Annotated in this window: 19 protein-coding genes and 2 pseudogenes; 10 read left to right on the top strand and 11 right to left on the bottom strand. The window is 68.4% G+C overall.

The annotated features are described in order from the left end of the window. Nucleotides 1–34: 34 nt before the first annotated feature. On the bottom strand, nt 35–415 hold the full coding sequence (locus ACK1X7_RS00600; RefSeq protein WP_390795983.1) for a ThuA domain-containing protein: 381 nt from the start codon (nt 413–415) through the stop codon (nt 35–37). Between ACK1X7_RS00600 and ACK1X7_RS00595 the strand changes: the two genes are divergently transcribed. Further along, nucleotides 414–1,361 carry a PucR family transcriptional regulator gene (locus tag ACK1X7_RS00595; protein ID WP_390795982.1) on the top strand — a complete coding sequence of 316 codons (948 nt, stop codon included), beginning with the start codon at nt 414–416 and terminating at the stop codon, nt 1,359–1,361. The two genes, ACK1X7_RS00600 and ACK1X7_RS00595, sit on opposite strands and share 2 nt — an antisense overlap. 58 nt (nt 1,362–1,419) lie before the next feature. On the opposite strand, the gene ACK1X7_RS00590 is transcribed toward ACK1X7_RS00595, so the two are convergent. Together ACK1X7_RS00590 and ACK1X7_RS00585 are read right to left on the bottom strand one after the other, a co-directional pair. After that, nucleotides 1,420–3,003 carry a GMC oxidoreductase gene (locus ACK1X7_RS00590; RefSeq protein WP_413114494.1) on the bottom strand — a complete coding sequence of 528 codons (1,584 nt, stop codon included), beginning with the start codon at nt 3,001–3,003 and terminating at the stop codon, nt 1,420–1,422. A gap of 340 nt (nt 3,004–3,343) precedes the next feature. Then, the gene (locus tag ACK1X7_RS00585; protein WP_385154821.1) at nt 3,344–4,105 is read right to left on the bottom strand and encodes a DeoR/GlpR family DNA-binding transcription regulator; all 762 of its coding nucleotides are present in this window, start codon (nt 4,103–4,105) and stop codon (nt 3,344–3,346) included. A 554-nt stretch (nt 4,106–4,659) separates the two neighbouring features. Here ACK1X7_RS00585 and ACK1X7_RS00580 point away from each other — a divergent pair. Further along, nucleotides 4,660–5,652, top strand: coding sequence for an LLM class flavin-dependent oxidoreductase (locus ACK1X7_RS00580; RefSeq protein WP_413114493.1), 993 nt, complete (start codon nt 4,660–4,662; stop codon nt 5,650–5,652). Between the two features lie 50 nt (nt 5,653–5,702). Further along, a complete protein-coding gene (locus ACK1X7_RS00575) occupies nt 5,703–6,302 on the top strand; it encodes an HAD-IA family hydrolase (RefSeq protein ID WP_385154830.1) in 600 nt (199 codons plus the stop codon). A 53-nt stretch (nt 6,303–6,355) separates the two neighbouring features. Here the strand turns inward: ACK1X7_RS00575 and ACK1X7_RS00570 are convergent, their stop codons facing one another. The 7 genes and pseudogenes from ACK1X7_RS00570 to ACK1X7_RS00540 all read right to left on the bottom strand — a co-directional run. After that, the gene (locus ACK1X7_RS00570; protein WP_385154815.1) at nt 6,356–6,535 is read right to left on the bottom strand and encodes a hypothetical protein; all 180 of its coding nucleotides are present in this window, start codon (nt 6,533–6,535) and stop codon (nt 6,356–6,358) included. A gap of 25 nt (nt 6,536–6,560) precedes the next feature. Next, nucleotides 6,561–7,271, bottom strand: a complete 711-nt coding sequence (locus tag ACK1X7_RS00565; RefSeq protein WP_413114492.1) for a GMC family oxidoreductase — start codon at nt 7,269–7,271, stop codon at nt 6,561–6,563. 113 nt (nt 7,272–7,384) lie between these two features. Continuing rightward, a pseudogene (locus ACK1X7_RS00560) lies at nt 7,385–8,146 on the bottom strand (GMC family oxidoreductase); the annotation flags it as partial. 281 nt (nt 8,147–8,427) lie between these two features. Then, nucleotides 8,428–9,828, bottom strand: coding sequence for an MFS transporter (locus ACK1X7_RS00555; protein WP_413116836.1), 1,401 nt, complete (start codon nt 9,826–9,828; stop codon nt 8,428–8,430). A 126-nt stretch (nt 9,829–9,954) separates the two neighbouring features. Further along, complete coding sequence (locus ACK1X7_RS00550) at nt 9,955–11,355, bottom strand: glycoside hydrolase family 43 protein (RefSeq protein ID WP_390795347.1); 1,401 nt, start codon at nt 11,353–11,355, stop codon at nt 9,955–9,957. A 549-nt stretch (nt 11,356–11,904) separates the two neighbouring features. Further along, nucleotides 11,905–12,423, bottom strand: coding sequence for a GNAT family N-acetyltransferase (locus ACK1X7_RS00545; protein WP_413114491.1), 519 nt, complete (start codon nt 12,421–12,423; stop codon nt 11,905–11,907). A 56-nt stretch (nt 12,424–12,479) separates the two neighbouring features. After that, nucleotides 12,480–12,770, bottom strand: a pseudogene (locus ACK1X7_RS00540) (IS256 family transposase); the annotation flags it as partial. A gap of 263 nt (nt 12,771–13,033) precedes the next feature. On the opposite strand from ACK1X7_RS00540, the gene ACK1X7_RS00535 reads away from it, so the two are divergent. Together ACK1X7_RS00535 and ACK1X7_RS00530 are read left to right on the top strand one after the other, a co-directional pair. Continuing rightward, nucleotides 13,034–13,588, top strand: a complete 555-nt coding sequence (locus ACK1X7_RS00535; RefSeq protein WP_413114490.1) for an AAA family ATPase — start codon at nt 13,034–13,036, stop codon at nt 13,586–13,588. Nucleotides 13,589–13,953: 365 nt separating this feature from the next. Continuing rightward, nucleotides 13,954–15,531, top strand: coding sequence for a PucR family transcriptional regulator (locus ACK1X7_RS00530; RefSeq protein WP_413114489.1), 1,578 nt, complete (start codon nt 13,954–13,956; stop codon nt 15,529–15,531). 28 nt (nt 15,532–15,559) lie between these two features. Here ACK1X7_RS00530 and ACK1X7_RS00525 read toward each other — a convergent pair whose 3' ends face one another. Further along, nucleotides 15,560–16,681, bottom strand: coding sequence for a serine hydrolase domain-containing protein (locus tag ACK1X7_RS00525; protein WP_385158245.1), 1,122 nt, complete (start codon nt 16,679–16,681; stop codon nt 15,560–15,562). 314 nt (nt 16,682–16,995) lie between these two features. On the opposite strand from ACK1X7_RS00525, the gene ACK1X7_RS00520 reads away from it, so the two are divergent. The 5 genes from ACK1X7_RS00520 to ACK1X7_RS00500 all read left to right on the top strand — a co-directional run bounded on the left by ACK1X7_RS00520 (nt 16,996) and on the right by ACK1X7_RS00500 (nt 21,564). Continuing rightward, nucleotides 16,996–18,015, top strand: a complete 1,020-nt coding sequence (locus ACK1X7_RS00520; protein WP_413114488.1) for a dipeptidase — start codon at nt 16,996–16,998, stop codon at nt 18,013–18,015. Between the two features lie 138 nt (nt 18,016–18,153). Next, entirely contained in the window at nt 18,154–19,236 is a 1,083-nt protein-coding gene (locus tag ACK1X7_RS00515) for a M20 family metallopeptidase (protein WP_385158164.1), read from the top strand. Continuing rightward, complete coding sequence (locus ACK1X7_RS00510; RefSeq protein ID WP_385158160.1) at nt 19,233–20,003, top strand: GNAT family N-acetyltransferase; 771 nt, start codon at nt 19,233–19,235, stop codon at nt 20,001–20,003. The genes ACK1X7_RS00515 and ACK1X7_RS00510 overlap by 4 nt, the downstream gene beginning before the upstream one ends. A 24-nt stretch (nt 20,004–20,027) precedes the next feature. After that, nucleotides 20,028–21,137: an o-succinylbenzoate synthase gene (gene menC / locus ACK1X7_RS00505; RefSeq protein ID WP_413114487.1), complete on the top strand. Its 1,110-nt coding sequence runs from the start codon at nt 20,028–20,030 to the stop codon at nt 21,135–21,137. Nucleotides 21,138–21,201: 64 nt separating this feature from the next. Continuing rightward, entirely contained in the window at nt 21,202–21,564 is a 363-nt protein-coding gene (locus ACK1X7_RS00500) for an AQJ64_40280 family protein (protein ID WP_216341830.1), read from the top strand. Nucleotides 21,565–21,612 lie beyond the last annotated feature (48 nt).

Raw genomic sequence — 21,612 nt, 5'->3', positions numbered from 1 at the left:
GTTGCTCCCACTCAGTTCGGTTCGGTGCTTGCGGTCACTGACCCCGGCGGGCGGCCCAGGCGAAGCCCTGGGTGCACAGCCGGGTCACGTCGGGGTTCTGCAGGTCATCGAGATCGTGTCCGACCGCGCTGTAGAAGACCCGGCCCCGGCCCCAGGTCCGGATCCATGCCTGGGGAATGGTCTTACCCTCCAGCCAGGGCAGATGCTCACCGGTGAAGGTGGTCTGCGCCAGGACGTGGTTGTTGGGGTCGACCGACATGTAGTACTGCTCAGAAGCCACGCGGAAGTCCCTGACCCCTGCCGTGATCTCATGGCCAGTGTCGGTGATGGAGACCTCGTAGGGGTACTTCACCCCCTCACCGGCAGGGTGCTCCAGGAAACTGCCTCCGATCAGCCAGTGGTACTTCAGGCTCATGCGGAACGCTGCCGCGGCGTCGTTCCGCGATGTCGTGTCCTGCGCACGCCAGCCTGTGATCCTTCGGGGTGAGGAGTGGGGCTGGCTGCACCTTCTGCACGGCAAGGCGCAGCCGAGCCGCACCGATCTGCGCACGCTGGAACGGGCAGCCGCAGCAGTAGCGATCACTCTGCTGAGTGAGAGAGAGCACGGGGCGCGCTCGGCCCAGCGCCAGACAGCCCTCCTGAACCGGCTCCTGCTCGGCGACATCACCGGGGAGAAGTTCGTCAGTCTGGGTCTGGCGCTCGGGCAGGACCTCCGTGGGCGTGACCTGATTGTCGTCACGGCGTGCGCGGGGGACGGCCAACCCTTCAAGGACCACACCCTTGCCCGGCTGTTCCATGACGCCGACTGGCCCGCCGTCGTCGGCGACACCGGGGATTTCGACACGGCGGTCGTCGGTCTTCCCGCCGGCAGTGACCCGAGTCAGGTGCGGATCACATTGAGCGACCACGGCGTCGGAGGTGGCATCAGCCGCGTCGTGCCACCGGCGGCATTGCCGCTTGCGCTGAGGCAGAGCCGCAGCGCCGCCTCAGTGGCAGCAGCCGCCATGGAGCCGCAAGTGCGGCATTTCGATGACCTGGGAGCGCTTCGTCTGCTGGTGGCGCTCTCCGAAGGACCCGAACTGACACGCTACGTCGAGGACGAACTGGGACCGCTGCTCGAGCACGACGCCCTGGCGAAGAACCCGCTACTGCCGACTCTGCGGACCTTCCTGGATTGCGGCGGCAACAAAGCACGGGCAGCAGACGTGCTCTTCATTCAGCGGCGGACGGTCTATCATCGCCTCGAAAAGCTGTCCGAGATCCTCGGAATCGACCTTACTCAAATCGAAAACCAGCAGCGTCTACAGCTCGCAGTCCGAGGCTACGATCTGCTGCGCAAGCCGACGCCTCGACGTACCTGATACCAAATTTCGCAACCCGCACCTGCGGCTTCCGAAATTTCATGACGCAAAATCCGGTTCAGCTCTTGGTAGATTGTGCGATCGACGGAGCGACGCGCAGCGCGTTGGCGCCGATCGTCAGGGCCGGGTTGAGCGCGGCGGACGATGGGAAGAACGAGGAGTCGGTCACCCAGAGGTTCTCGATATCGTGGCTGCGGCAAAAGGGATCGAGGACGCTCTCCGCGGGATCGTGGCCTGCGACGGCAGTGCCGCACATGTGCGAGTTGGTCTCGATACCCATGCGCTGGGTAAAGATCAGTGGATAGCCCGCCCTACGGACCATTTTGGTGACCCGGCGCACGAGTTTGTGGTGCGGCTGGAGGTTGTTGGGCTTCCAGTCGATGAGGATCCGGTCACCATCCACCCGGACCCGGTTCTCCGGCGACGGGAGATCCTCGGTCGTCAAGTAGATGTCGATGCTCCTGTCCGACATGAACTTCAGGACCCGCATCGGTACCCACGGGCGGGCGGACTTGAGCATCGGAGCCTGAAGCTTACCCAGCATCTGCAGGTTGCCGAGTGGGAAAGGCGTCCCCGGGCCCGCCTCGTAGAAATCGTTGACCCCGAGCGTCTTCTGCCACTTCGTGGGGTTGATCTGCAGCGGGTTGACGCCCATGAAAAACGTGCTGTTGTGGACCATGTAGTTGCGGCCCAGCAGCCCTGACGAGTTACCGAGCCCCCGCGGATGCGCGTCGTCGGCCGAGCGCAGCAGCAGCGCTGCCGAGTTGACCGCGCCGCCGGCTACGGCGAAGCTTTTGGCGCTGATGCGGACGGTGCGGCCCGCATGTCGTGCCTCGGCCGCGACAACCTTGCGGCCGTCCGAGGAGGTGATCAGCCGGGTGATCTCCGCTCCCGTCATGATTTTCACACCGCCGCTCAGCGCGGGCAGCAGAATCCTGTTCTCCGCGTCAGACTTCATCCCGGTCTCGTCTGGGCAGCCATCCGCGGTGGCCACGGCAGCACGGTCGTCCTGACCACGCACATTCAGCGCGTTCGGGGCGTGGAACGGGTGCAGGCCCTGCCTGCGCAATGACCCGGCGAACCTTTCGACCACTGGTTCGTGCTTGAGCGCCGGGTAGGGGTAGGTCTGCGAGTGCGGCGGCTCGGTCGGGTCTTCATCGGTCTGACCGTGCACCTGGAGCAGATGCTCCAGGATGCTGTAGAAAGGCTCCAGATCCTCGTAAGTGAACGGCCACGCCCGCGAGGTGCCTTCGTGGTGCTCCACCTCGGTAAAGTCGCTGCGCCGGAAGCGGGGCAGCATGGCGCCGTAGAAGCGGGTGTTTCCGCCGACCCAGTAGTACACGCCCGGTGCGAACGGCTTTCCCGTGCTGCCGTCGTACCAGTAGCCGGCGTTCTTGTACCGGCCCTTCAGGTACATCTCGGTCGGCTGCGAGTTCTCGGGCTCGCGGGGGAGGAAGTTGCCGCGCTCGACGACCAGCACCTGGTGCCCGGAATCCTTCAGGGCCCAGGCCAGGGTGGCGCCGCCCATGCCGGAGCCGATGATCAGGACATCCGTGTCAATCTCATCCGCGGTTCCGACCGAGATCAGGGAGTCCGGCCGCAGCTCCGCGGGCGTGTAATCCTGCGAGACCGAGCTGTCCATCAATTTGACTTCCTTTCGGTGTCTTTACGCTTGTTCGGTGGATGGGGGAATGCTGTCCATTGCGGCCGATTGAACGCGGCAGCTTTTACTTCGACGAGCTGGGTTGCTGGGCTCAACTTGGGCCGGTTTGGGTGACACCCTCCGGATGTGAGGCCGAGCATGGAAAGGTCTTGCCCGGAGTGGTTCTTGAAGAGGCTAAACAGTCCCCTGCGCGTAGGGCATGCACGAAGTGAGCAATGGTCGGTCATTGAACAGCGCACTATGAGCACCGCGATTCTGTGCGGGAGAGCTCACTGCGGTGCCGATTGACTCTGAAGGATTGCCGACCACAAGGGACTCGTCAGGCGGTTTTGACGGCGGTGCCGCCGCTTTCGAGCGCGGCCACCTCGTCGGCAGGTGCCGTGGCGTCGGTGACGAGGGTGTTCAGGAGCGTGGAGGGGCCGACGTGGGCGTAGGCGGTGCGGCCGACTTTGCTGCCGTCCGCGACGGCGACGATGCGGCGTGCGGAGGCGATGCCGGCCTTCTTCACCGCCGCGTCGTCGAGGTCGTAGGCGGTCAGGCCCTCGGCCGCGCTCAGGCCGCAGCAGCCGACGATCGCGGTGTCGAAGCGCAGTGCCGCCAGGGACGCCAGCGTGAGGGGGCCGGTCAGGGCCCCCTCGGCGGCGCGGGGCCGTCCGCCCGGCACCATCAGCGTGGTCGAACCCGGAGAGTCGCCGAGTACGTGTATGGCCTGCAGTGACAGGGGCATCACGGTGACCCGCCGGCCACGCAGCAGACGGGCGACCTCCAGACACGTGGTGCCGCTGTCGAGGAGGACGGTCTCGCCGTCGGCGATGAGCGAGGACGCCTCGGCCGCGATCCGGCGCTTGGCGTCGACGGCTTCGTGGGCGCGCAGCGCGAAGGGCGGCTCCTCGCCCCTGAGCAGCAGGGTCCGTGCCCCGCCGCGGACGCGTTCGAGGACGCCGTGGGCGGCCAGTGTGTCGAGGTCGCGCCGGATGGTCATCTCCGAGGCGCCGGTCAGCGCGGCGAGTTCCTGGACCGTGGCACTGCCCGACTCTCCGACGGCCTGGGCGATCAGCCTGTGTCGGTCTGCGTTGCTCATACCGCGATTGAACATCACCTCGAAACGCACAAGCAAGCTGTTCGTTTCATGGCGTTCCAATCACAAAATAAGTTCGTTATGGTGGTCGGCATGGAACGCTCGCTTCGGTCCGCCCGTGTGGCGAACTTCGTCTGCTTCGTCCTGTGCGGCACGGCTGTGGACTGCCCGGCCTGGCCCGGGGCCCCTGGATGCCGGCGGGTGTCCTGCTGGTCTTCGGCCTCCGCAACGGGTGTCTCGACGTGAGCATGAACGCCCGCGTGGCTACCACGGCATGCTCTCCGGGCCCGCCGCCATCGGCCGGCCGACTCATCTCGTAACCCTCAACCACGCCTTCGTGCCGCTGACCGCGCTGTGCGCCATCACCGCTGCGGCCGCCCGAATCCCGCGCGCCCGATCCGACCGGTCCGACCGCACGCGCGAGATGGCACGGAGCAGCCACTGACCGCCTCTACGGCACGGCCCCTGACACCGTGCCGCACACCGGCCCCTCCGCTCGCCCCGCGCGGCCGCCGGACCGGTGGGGGAGAACCCACCGCCACCAGAAGGAGCCCTTGATGCCCGAGACCGATACCACCCCCGCTCGCGGCCGTGTCGGGATCATGCTTCCCCGGGACCTGCCCGTCCGGGACGTGCTGCCCTACGCCCGGCGGGCCGAGGAGCTGGGGTTCGACCAGGTATGGGTGGTGGAAGACCTCGGCTGGCGCGGCGCACTCGCCCAGGCCGGCCCCATCCTCGCCAGCACCACCGGCATCACCGTCGGTATCGGCATCATGCCCGCCGGCGCCCGCAACGTGTGCTTCGCCGCAATGGAACTGGCCACCCTCGCCCAGCTCTACCCCGGCCGCCTGATCACCGGCATCGGCCACGGCATGCCCGACTGGATGCGTCAGGCGGGAGCCTGGCCCGCCAGCCCCCTGACGCTGATCAAGGAGTACACGACCGCGCTGCGCCTGCTCATGCGCGGCGAGCCCGGCCCGGCGGCCGGCCGCTATGTGCGCTGCGAAGGTGTCGTCATCACCGAGACCCCCGACCTCGTCCCCCCAATCGTCCTCGGCGTACGCGGCCCCAAATCGCAGGCGGCCGCGGGCGAGGTGGCCGACGGTCTCCTTCTGGCCGAGCCCGCGGCCCCCGCCTACATCGCCTCCTCACTGCGGCACCTGGGCAGCGTCTCCGATACGAGCGCCCCTGAAGTCGTCACCTACGACGCCGCCGCCGTCGATGACGACGAGGACGCCGCTCTCGCCCGCGTCCGCGACGGCCTGAGCGCCGTCGGCGAGCCGGCCTGGGCTGCTCATATCGACCCCCTGCCGTTCGCCACGCGGCTGCGCGAACACCGCGCTGCCTGCGCCGACGCCCGGCAATTCGCTCAGACCATGCCCGCCGCCTGGGTCCGCCAACTGAGCATCGCCGGCACCCCCGACCAGGCACGGGAAGCGATCACAGCCCGCCACACAGCGGGCGCGACCAGCGTTGTCCTCACTCCCACCGGCCCTGACGCCCTGGCGTCCCTCGACTCGCTCGCCCGCGTCCTGGACCCCCGCCCCTGAGCCGAAAACGGCTGCACCTCGGAGGAACCGTCATGTTCACCGACTGACGGATCGTGCTGTTCGACCTCTTCGGAGTCATCGCCCTCCACCAACGCCCGGGCGCCTTGGCGGAGATGGCCGCCCGGTGCGACGCACCCGCGGACGCCTTCGCCGAGGCATATTGGGCCTGCCGCCCGCCCTACGATGCCGCGCGGCAGTCCGCGCCCGAGTACTGGACGGCCGTGCTGCGGTGGCTGTCACTCCCCGTCGACGCCGACATGATCGAGGAGCTGCGGCTCGCCGACATCGACAACTGGTCACGCGTCGACAACCGCATGGTCGCCTATGTTCAGTCCCTCAGGGAGGTCGCCGAGGTCGCCCTGCTGTCCAACATTCCTGCGGACCACGCGGACGTCTTCCTCGCCGCACAACCCTGGCTGAAGAACCTTGACTACGCCGCCTTCTCCGGAAAGATCAATGCGGCGAAACCAGACCCAGCGGCGTTCCATCACTGCGTGGTCTCCATGCGGGCCGCGCCCGCCGACTTCCTCTTCGTCGACGACCGCGAAGAGAACGTACGCGCGGCACGGGCCACCGGTATGAGCGGACACGTCTTCACCGGACTCGACGAACTGGCCGCAGCCATCGACACCTGGCTCCCGACCCGATAAAACGCGCCGGAGCCCGTGGTCCTGGCGTCCTCGATCGGACACGATGACAGTTTTCAGCCCGCGATCGAGTGCTGCACCGAAACCTGCAAGGATGTGGGTGGGCCGAAGAACCCGTTGGTGCGGGCGGACATGACGCTGTCGCAGGTGCCCGGCCAGGGCTCGGTCTTCTCGGCGGGATCGATCTGCTTCGTCGGTGCACTGCCGGTGAATGAGTTCGACAGCCCTGTCTCCATCGGCGGGCCTGGCCGGGTAGATTCGTCACCGCCCTGCGGAGCGGATGAACGAGGCTGCCCGCTCCCCGATCATGATGGCCGGCGCATTGGTGTTTCCGGTGACCAGGGACGGCATGATCGAAGTGTCTGCCACACGGACGTTGTCCAGCCCGTGCACGCGGAGTTCGGAATCGACGACCTTGCCCATCATGCACGTACCCGACGGGTGGTAGAACGAGAACGACTGGGTGTGGATGAAGTCGTCGATGTCCTGGTCGCGGTCCGATACGGGAGCCAGCCCCGCATCCGCGGCCCCGCGGAGGTCGGACTCCAGTACCTCGGTGAGCCGCGACTCGCGGGCGATGCGCATGCAGATGCGCATGCCTTCCCGCAGCCGCCTGCGGTCGTCCTCGTCACCGAGATAGTTGTGCACGATGCGCGGCTTGGCGTAGGGGTGTGAGTGCCGCAGGCGCACGGAACCGCGGCTGCTCGGACGCGCGACATACGGCCCGAAGGACATACCCGGCTCAAGCGGAGCCGCAAGTCCTTCGTCACGGACGATGCCCAGCGCGGCGTGCACCTGAATGTCCGGAGCCGGCAGGTCATCGCTGGTACTGAAGAAACCGCCCACCTCGTTCCAGGCCATAGGTCCATCACCCCGCTCACGCAGCCGCTGCTCCTCGCGCGAGGTGTCCGGGCCGAGAAGGGGCTCGGTGTCGCTGAAGAAGCTGATGAAGCACCCGGCGTGGTCCTGCATGTTCCGTCCCACGTCCGGCAGGTCATGCAGAGGCGTGATGCCCCCTGGGCGAGCTCGTCCGCGGGGCCGACGCCGGACTGCAGCAGCAGGTGGGGAGAGTTGTAGGCGCCCAGGGACAGCACGACCTCACGGTTGACCCGGATCAGTCGAACGGTGCCCAGGTGGTCGACCTCCAGTCCCTGGGCGCGGGTGCCGTCGAAGCTGAGGCGGAGGGCGGTCGTCGAAGGGAGGATGGTGAGGTTCGGGCGGTCGGCCGCCGGCTCGAGGAACGCCACCGCACTGCTGCATCGCAGCGCGTTGCGCTGGGTGACCTGGTGGTAGCCGACACCGTCCTGCTCGGCTCCGTTGAAGTCGGGGTTGGACTTGTGGCCGGCGTCCTGGGCCGCCTCCACCCAGGCCGTCAGCAGCGGATGGACGGAGACCGGGTCGCTGACGGTCAGCGGGCCCCCGGTGCCGTGGAAGGCGTTGGCTCCGCGCTGGTTGTCCTCGGACTTCTTGAAGAACGGCAGGACATCGTCATAGCCCCAGCCGGGGTTCCCCATCCGCTCCCATGTGTCGTAGTCGTAGCGGTGGCCGCGGACGTAGAGCATGGTGTTCATCGAGCTGGTTCCGCCGATCGCCCGCCCACGCGGCAGATAGATCCTGCGTCCGCCCAGATGCCCCTCGGGCTCCGTGGCGAAGTCCCAGTCGTACGCCGTCTTGAGCTGCTGCGAGAACAGCGCGGGAATCTCAAACAGACGCCCTGTGGCGGGTGGCCCGGCTTCGACCAGAGCCACTGTCACGTCCGGATCTTCGGAGAGCCTGGCAGCAAGCGCACAGCCCGCTGAGCCGGCCCCCACAACAACGTAGTCGTACGTTACCGCGGTCCCCGTCATATCGCCTCCATAGGGATCAGGCCGCATAGCCCTGTGTGCTCGATATATGTTGATATATGTTCACCAGACCTGTATCCGGTGATTCTGAGGAGCTGAAATAAGCCGTCCTCACCGTGGCGGCTTCTGGAGACACTAGGCAGTCACGCGATCGCAGCACATACGCAACGTGAGCGGTCCTGGCCAGAAGCAATACACACAATGTGCACCGGGGGGCGGCGGGGGCGATGAGCTGACGGCTGTGTCATCGGCGGGGCGCCGAGGACAGAGGCGAAGGCCCGCGCTCAGTCCGAAGACGCAGGTCCTGGGCTTGCGGGCATGGTTTCTTCGGAGCGGGTCCGGAGGACGGCAGCGGCCACGTCCCCCTGCGCGCGGGGTCCCTGTGGAGCGAAGGCCGGCGCTCTTCGACGCAAGCCCTGTCGGGGGACGGGCCCGCGTGCCCTCGCGGGGCCCTGCGTGCGCGTGCGATTGCCAGAGCGCGCCGCGCACCGTGATGGGCTCCAGTGTCGCGTCGATGAGGCATCCCCGCGTCCGGGTTGCGGCAGCCTTACCGCCTGGGCGCCCGCAGTGTTCCTGGGGCTGTTCACCTTCGGTGTGGGCACGGGCTTGGCCGAGGTCGCGATCAACGTGCCCGCGGCCGGCCAGGACGACGCGGACAAGAAGATCGCAGGCCGCAAACGCCGCTCTTCAGGAGCTGGACTCCAGTGAGGGCTTTCGCATCGCCAAGGGGCCTTGGACCAGTCGGGCTCGCGGTAGTCGACCGATGCCGGCAGAGCGAAGAGAGCGTCCAGGATGGACACCACGCACGCGGCCGTCATGTACCAGCCGAAGCTGATGTCATCGCCGGTCAGGTCGTGCGGCCAGACCGCGACCAGGCCGGCGGTCGAGCCGATCAGCGAGGTGCCGATGTCGAAGTTGAGTGCCGCCGCGCTGGAGCGCACCTCGGGCGGAAAGCTCAGTACATAGGCGATGTTCAGGGGCGCGGCCACCAGGTTGTTGATGATGGTGAACACCACGACGGCGATGGCGGCAAGGACGGTGGACTCGCTGTCGATGGCCATGAAAGTCGGCACGGTGAGGGCCACGAACAGGCCGTAGCCGACCAGCAGCGGCAGCCGGGCGCCGTAGCGGTCCGCGAGTACGCCGCCCCGGACGCTGGGCAGTGGACCGACGGCATAGGTGAGCATGGAGGCCAGCAGCGCCAGCGAGGTGGGAAAGCCTGCAGTGATCAGGGCGGTGACGAAGTACGCCTGAATGGTGTACGAGCCGATGCGCTGGCCCGCGCCGAGGCCGATGGCCTTGAGCATGTCGCGCCAGTAGAGACGCACCGCGTCCTTCAGCGGTGCCTGCTTTGCCTCGGCGGCGGCGATCTGGCGCTTCATCTCCTCGAACTCAGTTGTCTCATCGAGCTTGTTGCGGATGTAGAAGCCAACGGCCGCGATGGGGATGGCGAGCGGGAACGGGATGCGCCAGCCCCAGCTCTCGAAGGCCGACGCCGGCATGGTGATGATGAGCACGAAGGAGACGGCGGAGCCGAGCAGGGAGCCGACCGGGCAGGTGGCGTTCATCAGGCCCGCCAGATAGTTGCGGCGGCGGCTGCCCGGCTCGTGTTCGAGCATGAACTGGGAGGCGGTGGTGTACTCCACGCTGGCGCCCAGCCCTTGGAGCACCCGGGAGAACAGCAGCAGGATCGGAGCGGCCGCGCCTAAAGGGGAACGCGCTTCGGCGAGCTCCCTGGCCAGTTTCGCGTGGCACCGGGTGATCAGTTGGTGGACGGCACTGCACCGCTGGAAGCGGAAGGACGCCGGTGCTCAGTGGCCGACACGGAAGGTCGCGTCCTGCTGCTCGGTCGCCGTGGAGACGGGGTCGATGCGCAGGACGTAGTCGGAGTGGCGGATGTAGCGGGTGGGGTTGTTGTACGAGCGGAAGGATGTCCAGGTTGAGTCGGCCAGGCCGGCCGTGCGGTAGAAGGTGGCGTCCGCGGCGAACGTCGATGTCCCGTCGTTGACGTCGAGCCGGAGTTGGTAGTTGTAGTGGCGCAGATGGCGGGTGGGGTAGTTGACCGACTGGAAGGAGACCCCCGAGCTGTCGGCGAGGCCCGGCACCAGCTTCCACAGCGAGTCGGTGTACGGGTCGAAGGGGTATGTGTCGATGCGGCCGGCGTAGTCGGAGTGGCGGACGTAACGGGCTGGGTGGTTGTACGACTTCAGCCGGTTCCAGACCGGGGAACCCCATTTGGCGATCAGGTTGTTGTACTCGGTCGTGGTGATCGTCGTGATGCCGCAGTGCTTGGAGTTGACGGGCTGGGTGTAAGCCTTCTGGTCGAGCGCGGTCCAGGTGCCGGAGGCGAGGTCGGTGCTCCGCCAGGCGTAGAAGACACCGTTGGGGGTGTAGGTGTCGCCCCACAGGTACCAGGTGTTCGAGGTCAGGGACTTGTAGACGGTCGGGGCCTCGGTGCCGCCGTGCGCGATACCGGTGCTGAACTCGGTGAAGCTACCCGGGTTCAGGGAGGTGGAGCGGGCGGCCACCAGTGTCTGGTTCTTCTTGAAGAACAAGTAGTTGTAGCCGTTGACGCCGACGGCCATGTCTCCGTCGATCACGTCGTAGCCGGGGTCGAAGAAGACCTGCGGGGCGGAGGCGGTGACGAAGTCGCTGGTGTAGTTGACCATGATCACGTTGTGGCCGCTGGAGTTGACCGAGGAGTAGATGACCGCGTACTGCCCTCTGCCCGCGTCCCAGAACGCCTCGGGGGCCCAGCTATGAGTGGTCATGTCGTGGAGCTTCAGTCGCCGGTAGCCGGTGAAGGTGCGTAAGTCGGTGGAGTCCCAGACATGGATGTACTGGCTGTTGTAACTCCAGTCGGTCCCCTTGAGGTCGGTGGCGAGGACGACGAACGTGCGGTCCTGTTTGCGCACGAGGAAAGGGTCGCGCAGGCCGAGGGCGCCCGCGGTGGGGGTGACCACGGGGTTGTTCTGGTTCAGCGGCGTCCAGTTGAGGGAGTCCGTGCTGACGGCGAGGTGCAGGCCGTAGTCGGTGCCCTCGCCGAGGCTGGTCGACTCGGTGAAGTAGCACATCGCATAAGCCGAGTCGGTGGCGTGGGCTGTTCCGGCGCCGAGGGCCAGTGCGCTGGACGCCGCCAGGGGAGTGGCGGCGGCCATGCCGAGGAAGCGGCGGCGGGACGGCTGGGGGCGGGGGCGGGGCATCGCACTCATCTTGGTCTCCAAGGGAGGTGCATGAGCCGGGTGAGCGGCTGCGCTTGTGAGAGCGTCGAGGACATGAGATATGTAGCTCGACACCAGATTTGGCCGATATTTCGAACTGAGTTCGGTGAATCGATCGGAAGGTAGACCGCGGCATCTGGTGTGTCAATCGTTGTGCCGAGCCTGTGTTCATTCATGATGCGTGGAGCCGCTCGTTCGGTTCGGAGCTGTCGAACATGGCCGCACGCCTCCTGCCGGACCCGGCTTGGCCACGCGGCCGGTACCGGGCGGGGCCGTGAGGGCGCCCTGCCCGCTGCGTCACTCGTCGCGGCGGTGCCCAGGACCGGGCCCGCCGTGATAGCGGTGTGGGCGCAGTCCCGTACCACCGCGAGTCGGCCACTGGCTCGGCACGTCGCCGCGATGGAATGGGGTACAGCCGTGCAGGGCGCTCGGTGCGTGTTTCTCAAGCCCCGGCCCTGAGCAGTTTTGAGACCCGGCTTGGTGGCAACGGCTGAGGCCGGGGCCCGGCGAGTAATGGTCAAGATCTGTGGATTGGCGAAGTCACCGTCTGATGCTCCGATGCCATTGGATCTCGCCGTCGTGCCATTCGTTGGTGGGCGTGAGCCCGGCGGCAGTGGCCACGGCGGCGGATGCCCGGTGTTCGGGGTGGATATGGGCGATGACGGTGTGCACCGGCTGCTGGCTGAGCCAGCCGATGAGTCCTTGGGCTGCTTCGGTAGCGAAGCCTCTTCCCTGCCACGGGGTTCCCACCACCCAGGCGATCTCGGCGATGGGGCCGTGGACGGAGGGGCTGACTGTCGCCTGGACAGTGCCCGTCAGGTCGGCCTTGTCACGGAGCCGGATCACCCAGTTCAGCCAGGAGACGGCCGGATCGGGAGAGCCCGCGGTCATGCGCTGGTAGCGCGAGCGCAGGGCTCGCGGGGTGTCCGGAGTGCCGCCGATGAAGGTGTGCAGGGCCGGGTCGGACAGTACGGCGGCCATCTCCTCGGCGTGCTCGACATGCAGCGGCAGCAGGTCCAGCCGCCTGGTGGTGATGGCCTGGGCCGCGAGGGTGCTCACGCTGCGACCGCCTCGGGGCCTTCGACGAGCTGTGCCTTGGCCTCCTCCAGGCGGACGAACCGCTTGCGCTCGCCCGTGGCCTCGTCGACGCGCTTGTCGCCCACCCGCGGTGCCTTCACCTCGACCACACCGGCCCCGGTTGCGACCCGCCGGGGCCCGTGATAGCCGTTGCGCACCACCAGACGGTGCCCATTGCCGTCGCTTTCGTCGCCCAACTCCGCTGTGCAGGAGTTGACTTCGGCCTCCAGTGCGGCGGCGAGCATCCGCCGTGCGCCTTCCCGAACGATCTCATCCAGCAGCGAGCTGCCGCTTGGCGTGGTGCCGTCCTCCTTGACTACCGTAAGCACGGGCGTGCCCTCCCGACCGACGCTACAACGTCGGCCTTGCTCGATGACCTGTCGATCGATCCATCGGGAAGGTACGCCTCCCTCCGTCAGGAGTGATCCACAGGTATTGAGCATTGCTCGGCCCCGGCCGGGGCGGAGTTCTGTTCGTCGGTGTGTCGGTCCAGGCAGTGGCGTCGATCGTGATTTTGCTGGTGGTGCCTGTGGCACGTGGGGCTGATCGATATCGGATCGCATGAGACGGTGCGAGCTGGCACGCTGCCTCCATGGATCCTGCGGAAGTGCTGCTCATCGGCGGACGGGCTGGAGTCGGCAAGACGACGGTGGGATGGGAGGTCTCGGCGCTGCTGCGGGCCGCGGCGGTCTCTCACGCGGTTATCGATGGTGACTTCATGGGGCAGGTGCATCCGGCCCCGGAGGGGGACCCTCACCGTTCGGAGATCACCGAGAGCAATCTGACCGCCGTGTGGGCCAACTTCACCCGGCGCGGCTACCACCGACTGATCTATACGAACACTCTCAGTGTGCTGCCCGAGACGACCGGTATGTTCCAGCGGGCCATGGGGGCGGGGGTGCGGATCGTGCGGGTCCTTCTCACCGCCTCCGATGCCACCGCCCGCGAGCGGCTGGTGCGCCGGGAACTCGGCTCGGAGCTGGAGCAGGAGCTGGAAGGCAGTGCCCGCAAGGCGCGGTTGTTGGACCAGCGCCTCCCCGCGGATGCGGTGCGGGTGGAGACGGACGGGAGACCTGTCGTGGACATCGCTCGCGAGGTGGTGGCCGCCACCGGCTGGTCTGGACAGTGCTCCGCGACCAGGCCGTGATCGAGGTCCAGCAGAGCATGCACGACCTCCGCGTCGCCATCGGCGACGCGGAGGAAGAAGAGGGGTGAAGAGGATGGTCAGCCGTCGGCCGGCACCGGTTTCCTCGGCCGGGCCGAACGCGCGGGGGCCCGGTGTTCTTGGAGACCTCGGAGGCGGACAACGTGTGGTTTTACGAACGTCTCGGCTGCGCCGTCACGGCCGAGGTGCCCCTCCCCGGCGGTGGCCCCCGCACCTGGTGCATGTTCCGGGAACCCACGCCCCCGGTGGACAGCGAGTTGCGATCGGCCAATCGGCCGGGCGCTTGCGGGAGACAAAATATCCTCTCCGGCAGCGGCCCGTCCGGGCCGGGGCTTTGAGGAGCACCTTTGAACGCTTGTACGCTCGGCGATCTCGTCGACAGCTTGGCCCTGCGGCTCCACACCGCGCCCGCCGGCCCCGCCACCCCGGTCACCGAGGTGCTGCTGTATGACGCGCACGTCCCGCTCCCGCATGCGCCCGGGGCCCTGCTGCTGGCGGTCGGGGTGCGGGCAGCCGCGGCCGGGTCGCTGGTGCCGGCCGCGGCGGCGGCCGGGGTGACCGGGGTCGTGGTGCGGGGCGCGGACGGGCCGGTCGGGGAGGCCGAAGCGTATGGTGTGGCGCTGCTGTCGGTCGACGAGGAGGTGTCCTGGCACCATGTGTATCTGATGCTGGCCTCGGCGATCGGCGCCCGGTCCGCCCCCGGAGGTGGGCCGGGTGACCTGTTCGCGCTGGCCGACGCGATTGCGGCGGCGACCGGCGGGGCCACATCTGTGGAGGACCCGCACCAGCGGATTCTGGCCTACTCCACGGTGCCCGGTCAGCCGGTCGATGAGGACCGCCGCCAGGGCATCCTCGGCCTTCAGGTCCCGGACGGTGTGGCGAACGAGGACCAGGTCCGGCTGGTGTTCGGCTCGGACGGGCCGGTGCGGCTGCCTCCGCTCACCGCGGGGGAGCTGCCGCGGCTCGCCGTCGCGGTGCGGGCCGGTGGCGAGACGCTCGGCTCGATCTGGGTGGTCGACGGCGGCACGCTGGCCGCGGGCGTGGAGGAGACCCTGGCCCAGGGGGCGTCCACGGCGGCGTTGCTTCTGCTGCGCGCCCGCGTGGCCCGGGAACTGGCTCGCGATCAGAACACCTACCTGATACGCCGGTTGCTGGAGGGTTCGGCGGATGCCTCGACGGCGGCGCACCGCCTGGGGTGGGACGCGGTCCGGGTGGCCGCGTTCGTGCTGGACTCATCGGCGAGTGTGCCGGACGCCGAGCGGACCCTGCTCAGGCTGCTGGACGTGGTGCGCCTTCAGTGTGAGGCCCGCCATGGGCAGCATGGGTGTGTGCTCCTGGACGGGGTGGTGTACGCCTTGCTGCCCGCTCCCGGGAAGCAGGGCGGGGAGCGTACGACGCAGGAGCAGAGGACGGCCGACCGGCGGCACCGGCAGTTGGCGGAGGACATCGTGCGCCGGGCCGGGCGGTCGCTGCGGGTGCCGGTACGGGCGGCGCTCGGCGAGGTGGTGCCCGACCTCGGCGAGGTGGCGGACTCGCGTGCGGACGCGGACCTGGTACTGCGGCTGCTGAACGACGATCTGCCGGTGGCCACCGTAGCCGAGGTGCGTTCCCGGGTGACGCTGCTGCGGCTGCGCGATGTGATGGGGGAGCGGCGGGAGTTGAGGGCGGGTGCCTGGCGGCGGGTGCTGGCGGCGGACGCCGAGCACGGCACCGATTACGCCCGCACCCTGATGTCCTGGTTCGACGCGGGCTGTGACGTGGCAGGCGCGGCCAAGACGCTGTCCGTCCATCCCAACACCTGCCGCTACCGTCTGAAACAGGTCGGCCGGCAGCTCGGGATCGACCTGGCGGACCCCGACGAACGGCTGGTCCTCTGGTTGCAGTTGAGGGTTCTGGCCGAAGGCTCCTGGTCGGATGGTCCCTGACGGCCGCTCCCCGTCAGCCGCTCCCCGGTCAGCGCAGGTCGCGGATGAGTTCGCGGAGGATGGAGTCCACCTTGTCCTCCTTGAACTCTTCCGAGCCGATCAGCAGCGTCACGCCCCGCCGCCCGTCATCGGTGACAGCGTTCCTGAGCTTGTGGCCGGTCTCCATGAAGCCGCTGTGTCCCCAGGTGACAAAGCCCGGGGTGGTCTCATATCGCTCGACTCCCAGGCCGTAGCGCCCGCCGCTCTCCTCGGGGTCCGCAACGGTCCGCTTCATCTCGGCCAGCTCGGCCGGGGCCAGCAGCTTCCCGGACATCAGCGCGGTGAAGAAGGTGGTGACGTCGGCACCGGTGGAGACCAGCGCACCGGATGCGTCGGCCGCGGAGACGTTCCACTCCGTCCAGTCCAGCACTTTCCCGGACCGCTCCACGTAGCTTCGCAGGTCCGGCTCGGGGAGCGTGGTCCGGTCGCCCGGCCAGGAGGTGTGGCGCAGTCCGAGGGGCTTGATGATCCGCTCTGTGATCTCGGTGCTGATGCTGCGGCCGGTGACCTTGGTGACGATCAGGCCGGCCAGGTTGTAGTTGGTGTTGGAGTAGGAGAAGCGGTGCGGAGTGCTGTTGTCGGCTGGGGGCAGAGTCAACGCCTGTAGGACCGTGTCCAGGGGCTCGAAGTGATCCCAGCGGTGCGCAAGCTCGTCCTCCCAGTACGGCGCCTCCAGGTAATCGGGCAGGCCACTGGTGTGCTGGAGCAACTGCCTAATCGTGATCTTGCGCCCGTCATAGTGTTCGGTGCGGATCAGACCCGGCAGATAGTGGTCGACGGTGTCATCGAGCCTGATCCTGCCTTCGCCGACGAGCTGGAGCACGACCGTGGCCACCCAGGTCTTGGTGTTGCTGGCGATACGGCTGTGCTCATTGCCGACGACCTTACGTCCCGTCCTCAGGTCGGCGAGGCCGACTCCGGCGTTCCGCACACCGCAGCCTGGACTCTTCACCGTCACGCTGATCCCCGAGGCGTCGGCGCTGCCCAGTTCCTTCAACGCCTTCTCTATGGGCTTCGTGTCGCACCCCGGTGCCGCGGCCGACGCGGCGGGAGCAGCCAGCAGGGGGACGATGACCGCCAATGCCGCAACAACGCTTGTCCTACGTCGCATCAAGTCTCCTTCATCCCGTGCGGTTACGTGTGGCGCAACCAGTTGCGCACAGCATCGGGCATGGGCCGACCCTGGGCATGCAGCGCCTGGCAAGGGATTTCACGCATGGTTTGTGCGCCTGGCCAACAAGCCGTCTCGTTCAATCTGTTATGCGGCGGAGCTTTGTCCACACGTCCAAGCAACGACCTGCTGATTTGTTCTGCGAGACCAAGGCGCGGGGGCTCACCGTGCGTACGTTGAGGACACGTTCCCCGAGCCCCCCCCGCAGGCATGCCGGGGTCACCTCTGCTCCCGTCCCCGCGAAAGGCTCCGCCGTGTCCTTGAACCCGCGTCACCGCGCCGTCGTCGCCGATGCCCACAACGACCTCCTCATGGCCGTCGCGGCCCGTCCCGCGAAGCGCTGGGGCGGCTACTTCCGGGACCGGTGGCTGCCGCAACTGCGCGAAGGCGGCGTGGACATCCAGGTGCTGCCGGTGTTCGTCGACGACCAGTACCGCCCCGAGGGAGCGCTGCGGCAGACCCTCCGCATGGTCGAGTGCGGCCATGTTCTCGCCGAGGCCAACGCCGACCAGGTCGCGCTGTGCGGCAACGGTGCGGACATCGACAGGGCCCTCGCCGAGGACAAGATCGCCCTCGTCCTCGCGCTGGAGAGCGCACCGGGCATCGACGCCTCCGTCGAACTGTTCTCCACCCTTTTCCGGCTCGGCGTGCGGATCGCCTCGATCGCCCACTGGGGACGCACCCCGCTCGCCGACGGCAGCCGGGAGAACGCCACCGGCAGCCGGCTCACCCTCCCCGGCATCGAGGCGCTGCGGGAAATGGAGCGCCTGGGCATGCTCTTCGACATCTCCCACCTGGGGGAGAGCGGTGTCGCCCATGTCCTTGAGCTCACCACCCGCCCGCTGATCGCCACCCATTCCTGCGCCCGCGCCCTGCGGGACCACCACCGCAACCTCACCGACGACCAGATCCGTGGGGTGGCCGACACCGGCGGCGTTGTGTGCGTGAACTTCGTCCCGGACTTCCTCACCGACGACCAGGCGAAGGTGAACGTCGACCGGGTCGTCGACCACATCGAGCACATCGCCTCCGTGGCCGGGATCGACCACGTCGGCCTCGGCTCGGACTTTCTCCGTGAGGTCACGGCGGACCTCACCCCACCCTGCTGCGAGAACACCGACGAGGACCCCCTGTTCGACTTCCCCGGCCTGGCGGGCCCGGCCGACATGCCCCTGGTGACCGAGGCAATGACCCGCCGTGGACTGCCCGAGGAGGACGTCCTGAAGATCCTGGGCGGGAATCTGCGACGGCTCATGACCACCCACATGGGCTGACGCCGGCGCCAGCCCGACGGAGCCCCGGGCGTCCTGCGTCCGGCCCATCAGTCGTTCCGCCTCTGGAGGTTTCACCCCGTGCCGCACGATGATGACCGCTTCTCCGCGCCGGCGGACGGTGCGCCGCCCCTGGACGCCATGCTCGCGGACCTCGAAGAACTCGTCACCTGCGAGTCCTACTCGGCCGACCACGCGGCCCTGGCCCGCAGTGGCCAGGTGGTCGCCGCGCAGGGCGGCCGTCTGCTCGGTGCCCCGCCCCGAACGCTGGTCATCGAGGGGGTCACCCACCTCCAGTGGGGCTTTGGCACGCCGCGCGTCCTGCTGCTGGGCCATCACGACACCGTCTGGCCGACCGGCTCCATCAGGACCCTGCCCTGGTCGGTCGAGCAGGGCGTCGCCCGCGGGCCCGGGGTCTTCGACATGAAGGCCGGTCTGGTCCAGATGTTCCACGCCCTCGCCTCGCTGCCCTCCCTCGATGGCCTGTGCGTGCTCGTCACCGGTGACGAAGAGACCGGTTCGGCCACCTCCCGCCCGCTCATCGAGGACATCGCGCGCCAGTGCTCGGCCACCTTCGTCATGGAGCCATCGGCCCCCGGAGGGGCCCTGAAGACCAGCCGCAAGGGCGTATCCGGCTACGACATCACCGTGCACGGCCGCGCCGCCCACTCCGGGCTCGAACCGGAGAAGGGGATCAACGCGGCCACCGAACTTGCCTGCCAGATCCTCGCTCTACAGAACGTCGCCGACACCGTCATCGCCTCCACCGGGCCCGGGACGACCGTCACTCCCACGGTGATGCGGGCCGGCACCTCGAACAACACCGTACCCGCGCGGGCCGAGCTGAGCGTGGACGTGCGCGTGCCCGATCCGGCGGCGCAGGAGGCGGTCGACCGGCTCATCAGGGCCCTGGAGCCGCAGTTCCCGGGCGCCCGACTGCAAATCGGCGGCGGTCCCAACCGGCCGCCCCTGGCCCCCGGCGCCTCCCGGGCGCTGTTCGAGCTGGCCGCCGAACAGGCCGCACGGCTCGGCCTCGGCCCGCTGCGCCAAGCGGCTGTCGGCGGAGCCTCCGACGGCAACTACACGGCCGGGGCCGGATGCCCCACGCTCGACGGCCTCGGTGCGGTCGGCGATGGTGCGCACGCCGACCACGAACACGTCATCACCGCCACCATGCCGGCCCGTGCCCGGCTGCTGGCCCATCTCCTCGGAGCGCTGCGATGAACGTACCGACTGTCCGAGAGCTCCACGTCATGGAGGACTTCGACGCCGTCAATCTCCTCTACGCCGACATCTGGGGGACCGAACCCGGCAGCAGCTCGCCCATCTCCGCCGAGGTCATGCGGGCCCTGTCCCACTCCGGCAACTACGTGGCCGGAGCGTACGAGGACGACCGGCTGGTCGGTGCCTCCGTCGCCTTCTTCGGCGAACCCGCGGGCACCAGCCTGCACTCGCACATCACCGGCGCCGTCATGGGGCGTGGCGTGGGCCTTGCCCTCAAGACGCACCAGCGGCAGTGGGCACTCGCCCGCCGGCTGCGGCGCATCACCTGGACCTACGACCCACTCATCCGCCGCAACGCCTATTTCAACCTGGTCAAGCTCGGCGCCCGGCCGGAGGAGTATCTGACCTCCTTCTACGGTGCGATGGACGACGCCGTCAACGGCGGCGACGAGTCCGACCGGGTCCTGGCCGCCTGGGACCTCACCGCGCCCGCCCCGCCCGGGACGATCGAGCCGCCTCCCGGCGCCGCGCACGGCCTCCGCAACCACCATGGCCGCCCGGAGACCGCCGCAACCGACGCCGGCACCGTACTCATCGACCTCCCGGACGACATCGAGGCCCTGCGCCGCACGGATCCCGGCGCCGCCCGGGCCTGGCGCCTGGCCGTACGGCACACCCTGGGCGGCCTGCTCGCCGAAGGCGCCCGCGTCGTCGGCTTCCACGAACGCCGCCACTACGTGGTCCAGCGCACAACACCCCGTTCCTGACCGCCTACAGAGGAGCCACCAGTCATGAAGACGAAGATCTCCGGCGTCGAGCTGCGGCGGATCGCGATGCCGCTCGTCGCCCCGTTCCGTACCTCCTTCGGCGTGGAGACCAGCCGCGATGTGCTCCTGGTCCGTGTCGTCACCGCCGACCGTGAGGGCTGGGCCGAGTGCGCGGCCATGTCCGAACCTCGCTACTGCTCCGAGTACGTCGACGGTGCGCAGGACGTCCTGCGCAGGTTCCTCATCCCCGCCCTGCCGAAGGACGGCCTGGACGCGCAGGCGGTGGGTCGCGTCCTGGAGCCCTTCACGGGCCACCGCATGGCGAAGTCGGCGCTGGAGACAGCGGTGCTGGACGCCCAACTCCGCGGCGTCGGCGAGTCCTTCGGCGGCTATCTGGGTGCCGCCCGGGACCGGGTGCCCTGCGGTGTCTCCGTCGGGATCATGGACTCCGTGCCCGCGCTCCTCGACGCCGTGGCGGGATACCTCGCCGAGGGCTACGTCCGGATCAAGCTGAAGATCGAGCCCGGTTGGGACGTCGAACCCGTACGCGCCGTGCGCGAGCGCTTCGATGACGATCTGCTCCTGCAAGTCGACGCCAACGCCGCCTACACCCTGGCCGACGCTCAACACCTCGTCCAGATGGACGACTTCCGCCTTATGCTGATCGAACAGCCGCTGGCCGACGACGACTTGGTCCAGCACGCCGAACTGGCGAAGCTGTTGCGCACCCCGATCTGCCTGGACGAGTCCATCAAGTCGGCCGCCGACGCCGCGGCGGCCATCTCTCTTGGCTCCTGCTCCGTCATCAACATCAAGCCGGCCCGGGTCGGCGGCTATCTCGAAGCCCGCCGCATCCACGACCTCGCCCGCGCCCATGGCATCCCCGTCTGGTGCGGCGGCATGCTGGAGACCGGTATCGGCCGCGCCGCCAATGTCGCCCTGGCCGCCCTGCCGGGCTGCACCCTCCCCGGCGACACCTCCGGCTCCAGCCGCTACTTCGCCACCGACATCACACGGCCGTTCGTCCTCACCGACGGCCACCTCAATGTCCCCACCGGCCCCGGCCTCGGCGTCGAGCCGCTGCCCGACGTCCTCAACGAGGTCACCACCTCCAGCGAATGGATACCGCTGTGAGCACCTATCGGGTCTGAGTGGCGAGAATGGCGTATCCGACAGCGGGCCCGAGCCGGGAGTGGAGATGGACGCGGTGGTGGAGTGGGTGGACGCACGCGAGAGGCTGCCGAGGGACGGTATGCCAGTGGCGGCGGCGACATCGGGCCGCTACCCGCCCGACCGCGAGGCAGAGCCCGATGCCACGTCCGGACAGGACTTCTGGCTGGTGCTGCCCATGTACTTCACCACCCTCCACATCGACGCGGACGGGACCGAGTACCGCGACTGCTTCGTCGACTCCGACCGGGTCGTCCGCCTGCCCCACGGCCGCCCCTGCGCCGAACCCGTCACCCACTGGGCGGAACTGCCCACCCTGCCGGGCATGGCCGTGCACCAGGTGGTGGGTGAGGAAGCGCGGACCGCTCTCCGCGATATCCGGGATGAGTGAACGGCAGGGGCACCGCGCACGACCTGCTCGGGTTGCTCGCCCCAGACG

Origin of the sequence: Streptomyces sp. CY-1 (assembly GCF_047218265.1) — a bacterium.
Classification (GTDB): domain Bacteria; phylum Actinomycetota; class Actinomycetes; order Streptomycetales; family Streptomycetaceae; genus Streptomyces; species Streptomyces niphimycinicus.
This window is presented reverse-complemented; position numbering and strand designations above follow the sequence as displayed.

Coding starts and splice junctions, on each gene's coding strand:
- ACK1X7_RS00500 (WP_216341830.1), top strand. CDS start 21,202: ATGGACGCGGTGGTGGAGTGGGTGGACGCACGCGAGAGGCTGCCGAGG.
- ACK1X7_RS00595 (WP_390795982.1), top strand. CDS start 414: ATGCGGAACGCTGCCGCGGCGTCGTTCCGCGATGTCGTGTCCTGCGCA.
- ACK1X7_RS00580 (WP_413114493.1), top strand. CDS start 4,660: ATGCCCGAGACCGATACCACCCCCGCTCGCGGCCGTGTCGGGATCATG.
- ACK1X7_RS00600 (WP_390795983.1), bottom strand. CDS start 415: ATGAGCCTGAAGTACCACTGGCTGATCGGAGGCAGTTTCCTGGAGCAC.
- ACK1X7_RS00585 (WP_385154821.1), bottom strand. CDS start 4,105: ATGAGCAACGCAGACCGACACAGGCTGATCGCCCAGGCCGTCGGAGAG.
- ACK1X7_RS00565 (WP_413114492.1), bottom strand. CDS start 7,271: ATGCAGGACCACGCCGGGTGCTTCATCAGCTTCTTCAGCGACACCGAG.
- ACK1X7_RS00535 (WP_413114490.1), top strand. CDS start 13,034: ATGGATCCTGCGGAAGTGCTGCTCATCGGCGGACGGGCTGGAGTCGGC.
- ACK1X7_RS00550 (WP_390795347.1), bottom strand. CDS start 11,355: ATGAGTGCGATGCCCCGCCCCCGCCCCCAGCCGTCCCGCCGCCGCTTC.
- ACK1X7_RS00570 (WP_385154815.1), bottom strand. CDS start 6,535: ATGGAGACAGGGCTGTCGAACTCATTCACCGGCAGTGCACCGACGAAG.
- ACK1X7_RS00525 (WP_385158245.1), bottom strand. CDS start 16,681: ATGCGACGTAGGACAAGCGTTGTTGCGGCATTGGCGGTCATCGTCCCC.
- ACK1X7_RS00515 (WP_385158164.1), top strand. CDS start 18,154: ATGCTCGCGGACCTCGAAGAACTCGTCACCTGCGAGTCCTACTCGGCC.
- menC (WP_413114487.1), top strand. CDS start 20,028: ATGAAGACGAAGATCTCCGGCGTCGAGCTGCGGCGGATCGCGATGCCG.
- ACK1X7_RS00510 (WP_385158160.1), top strand. CDS start 19,233: ATGAACGTACCGACTGTCCGAGAGCTCCACGTCATGGAGGACTTCGAC.
- ACK1X7_RS00590 (WP_413114494.1), bottom strand. CDS start 3,003: ATGGACAGCTCGGTCTCGCAGGATTACACGCCCGCGGAGCTGCGGCCG.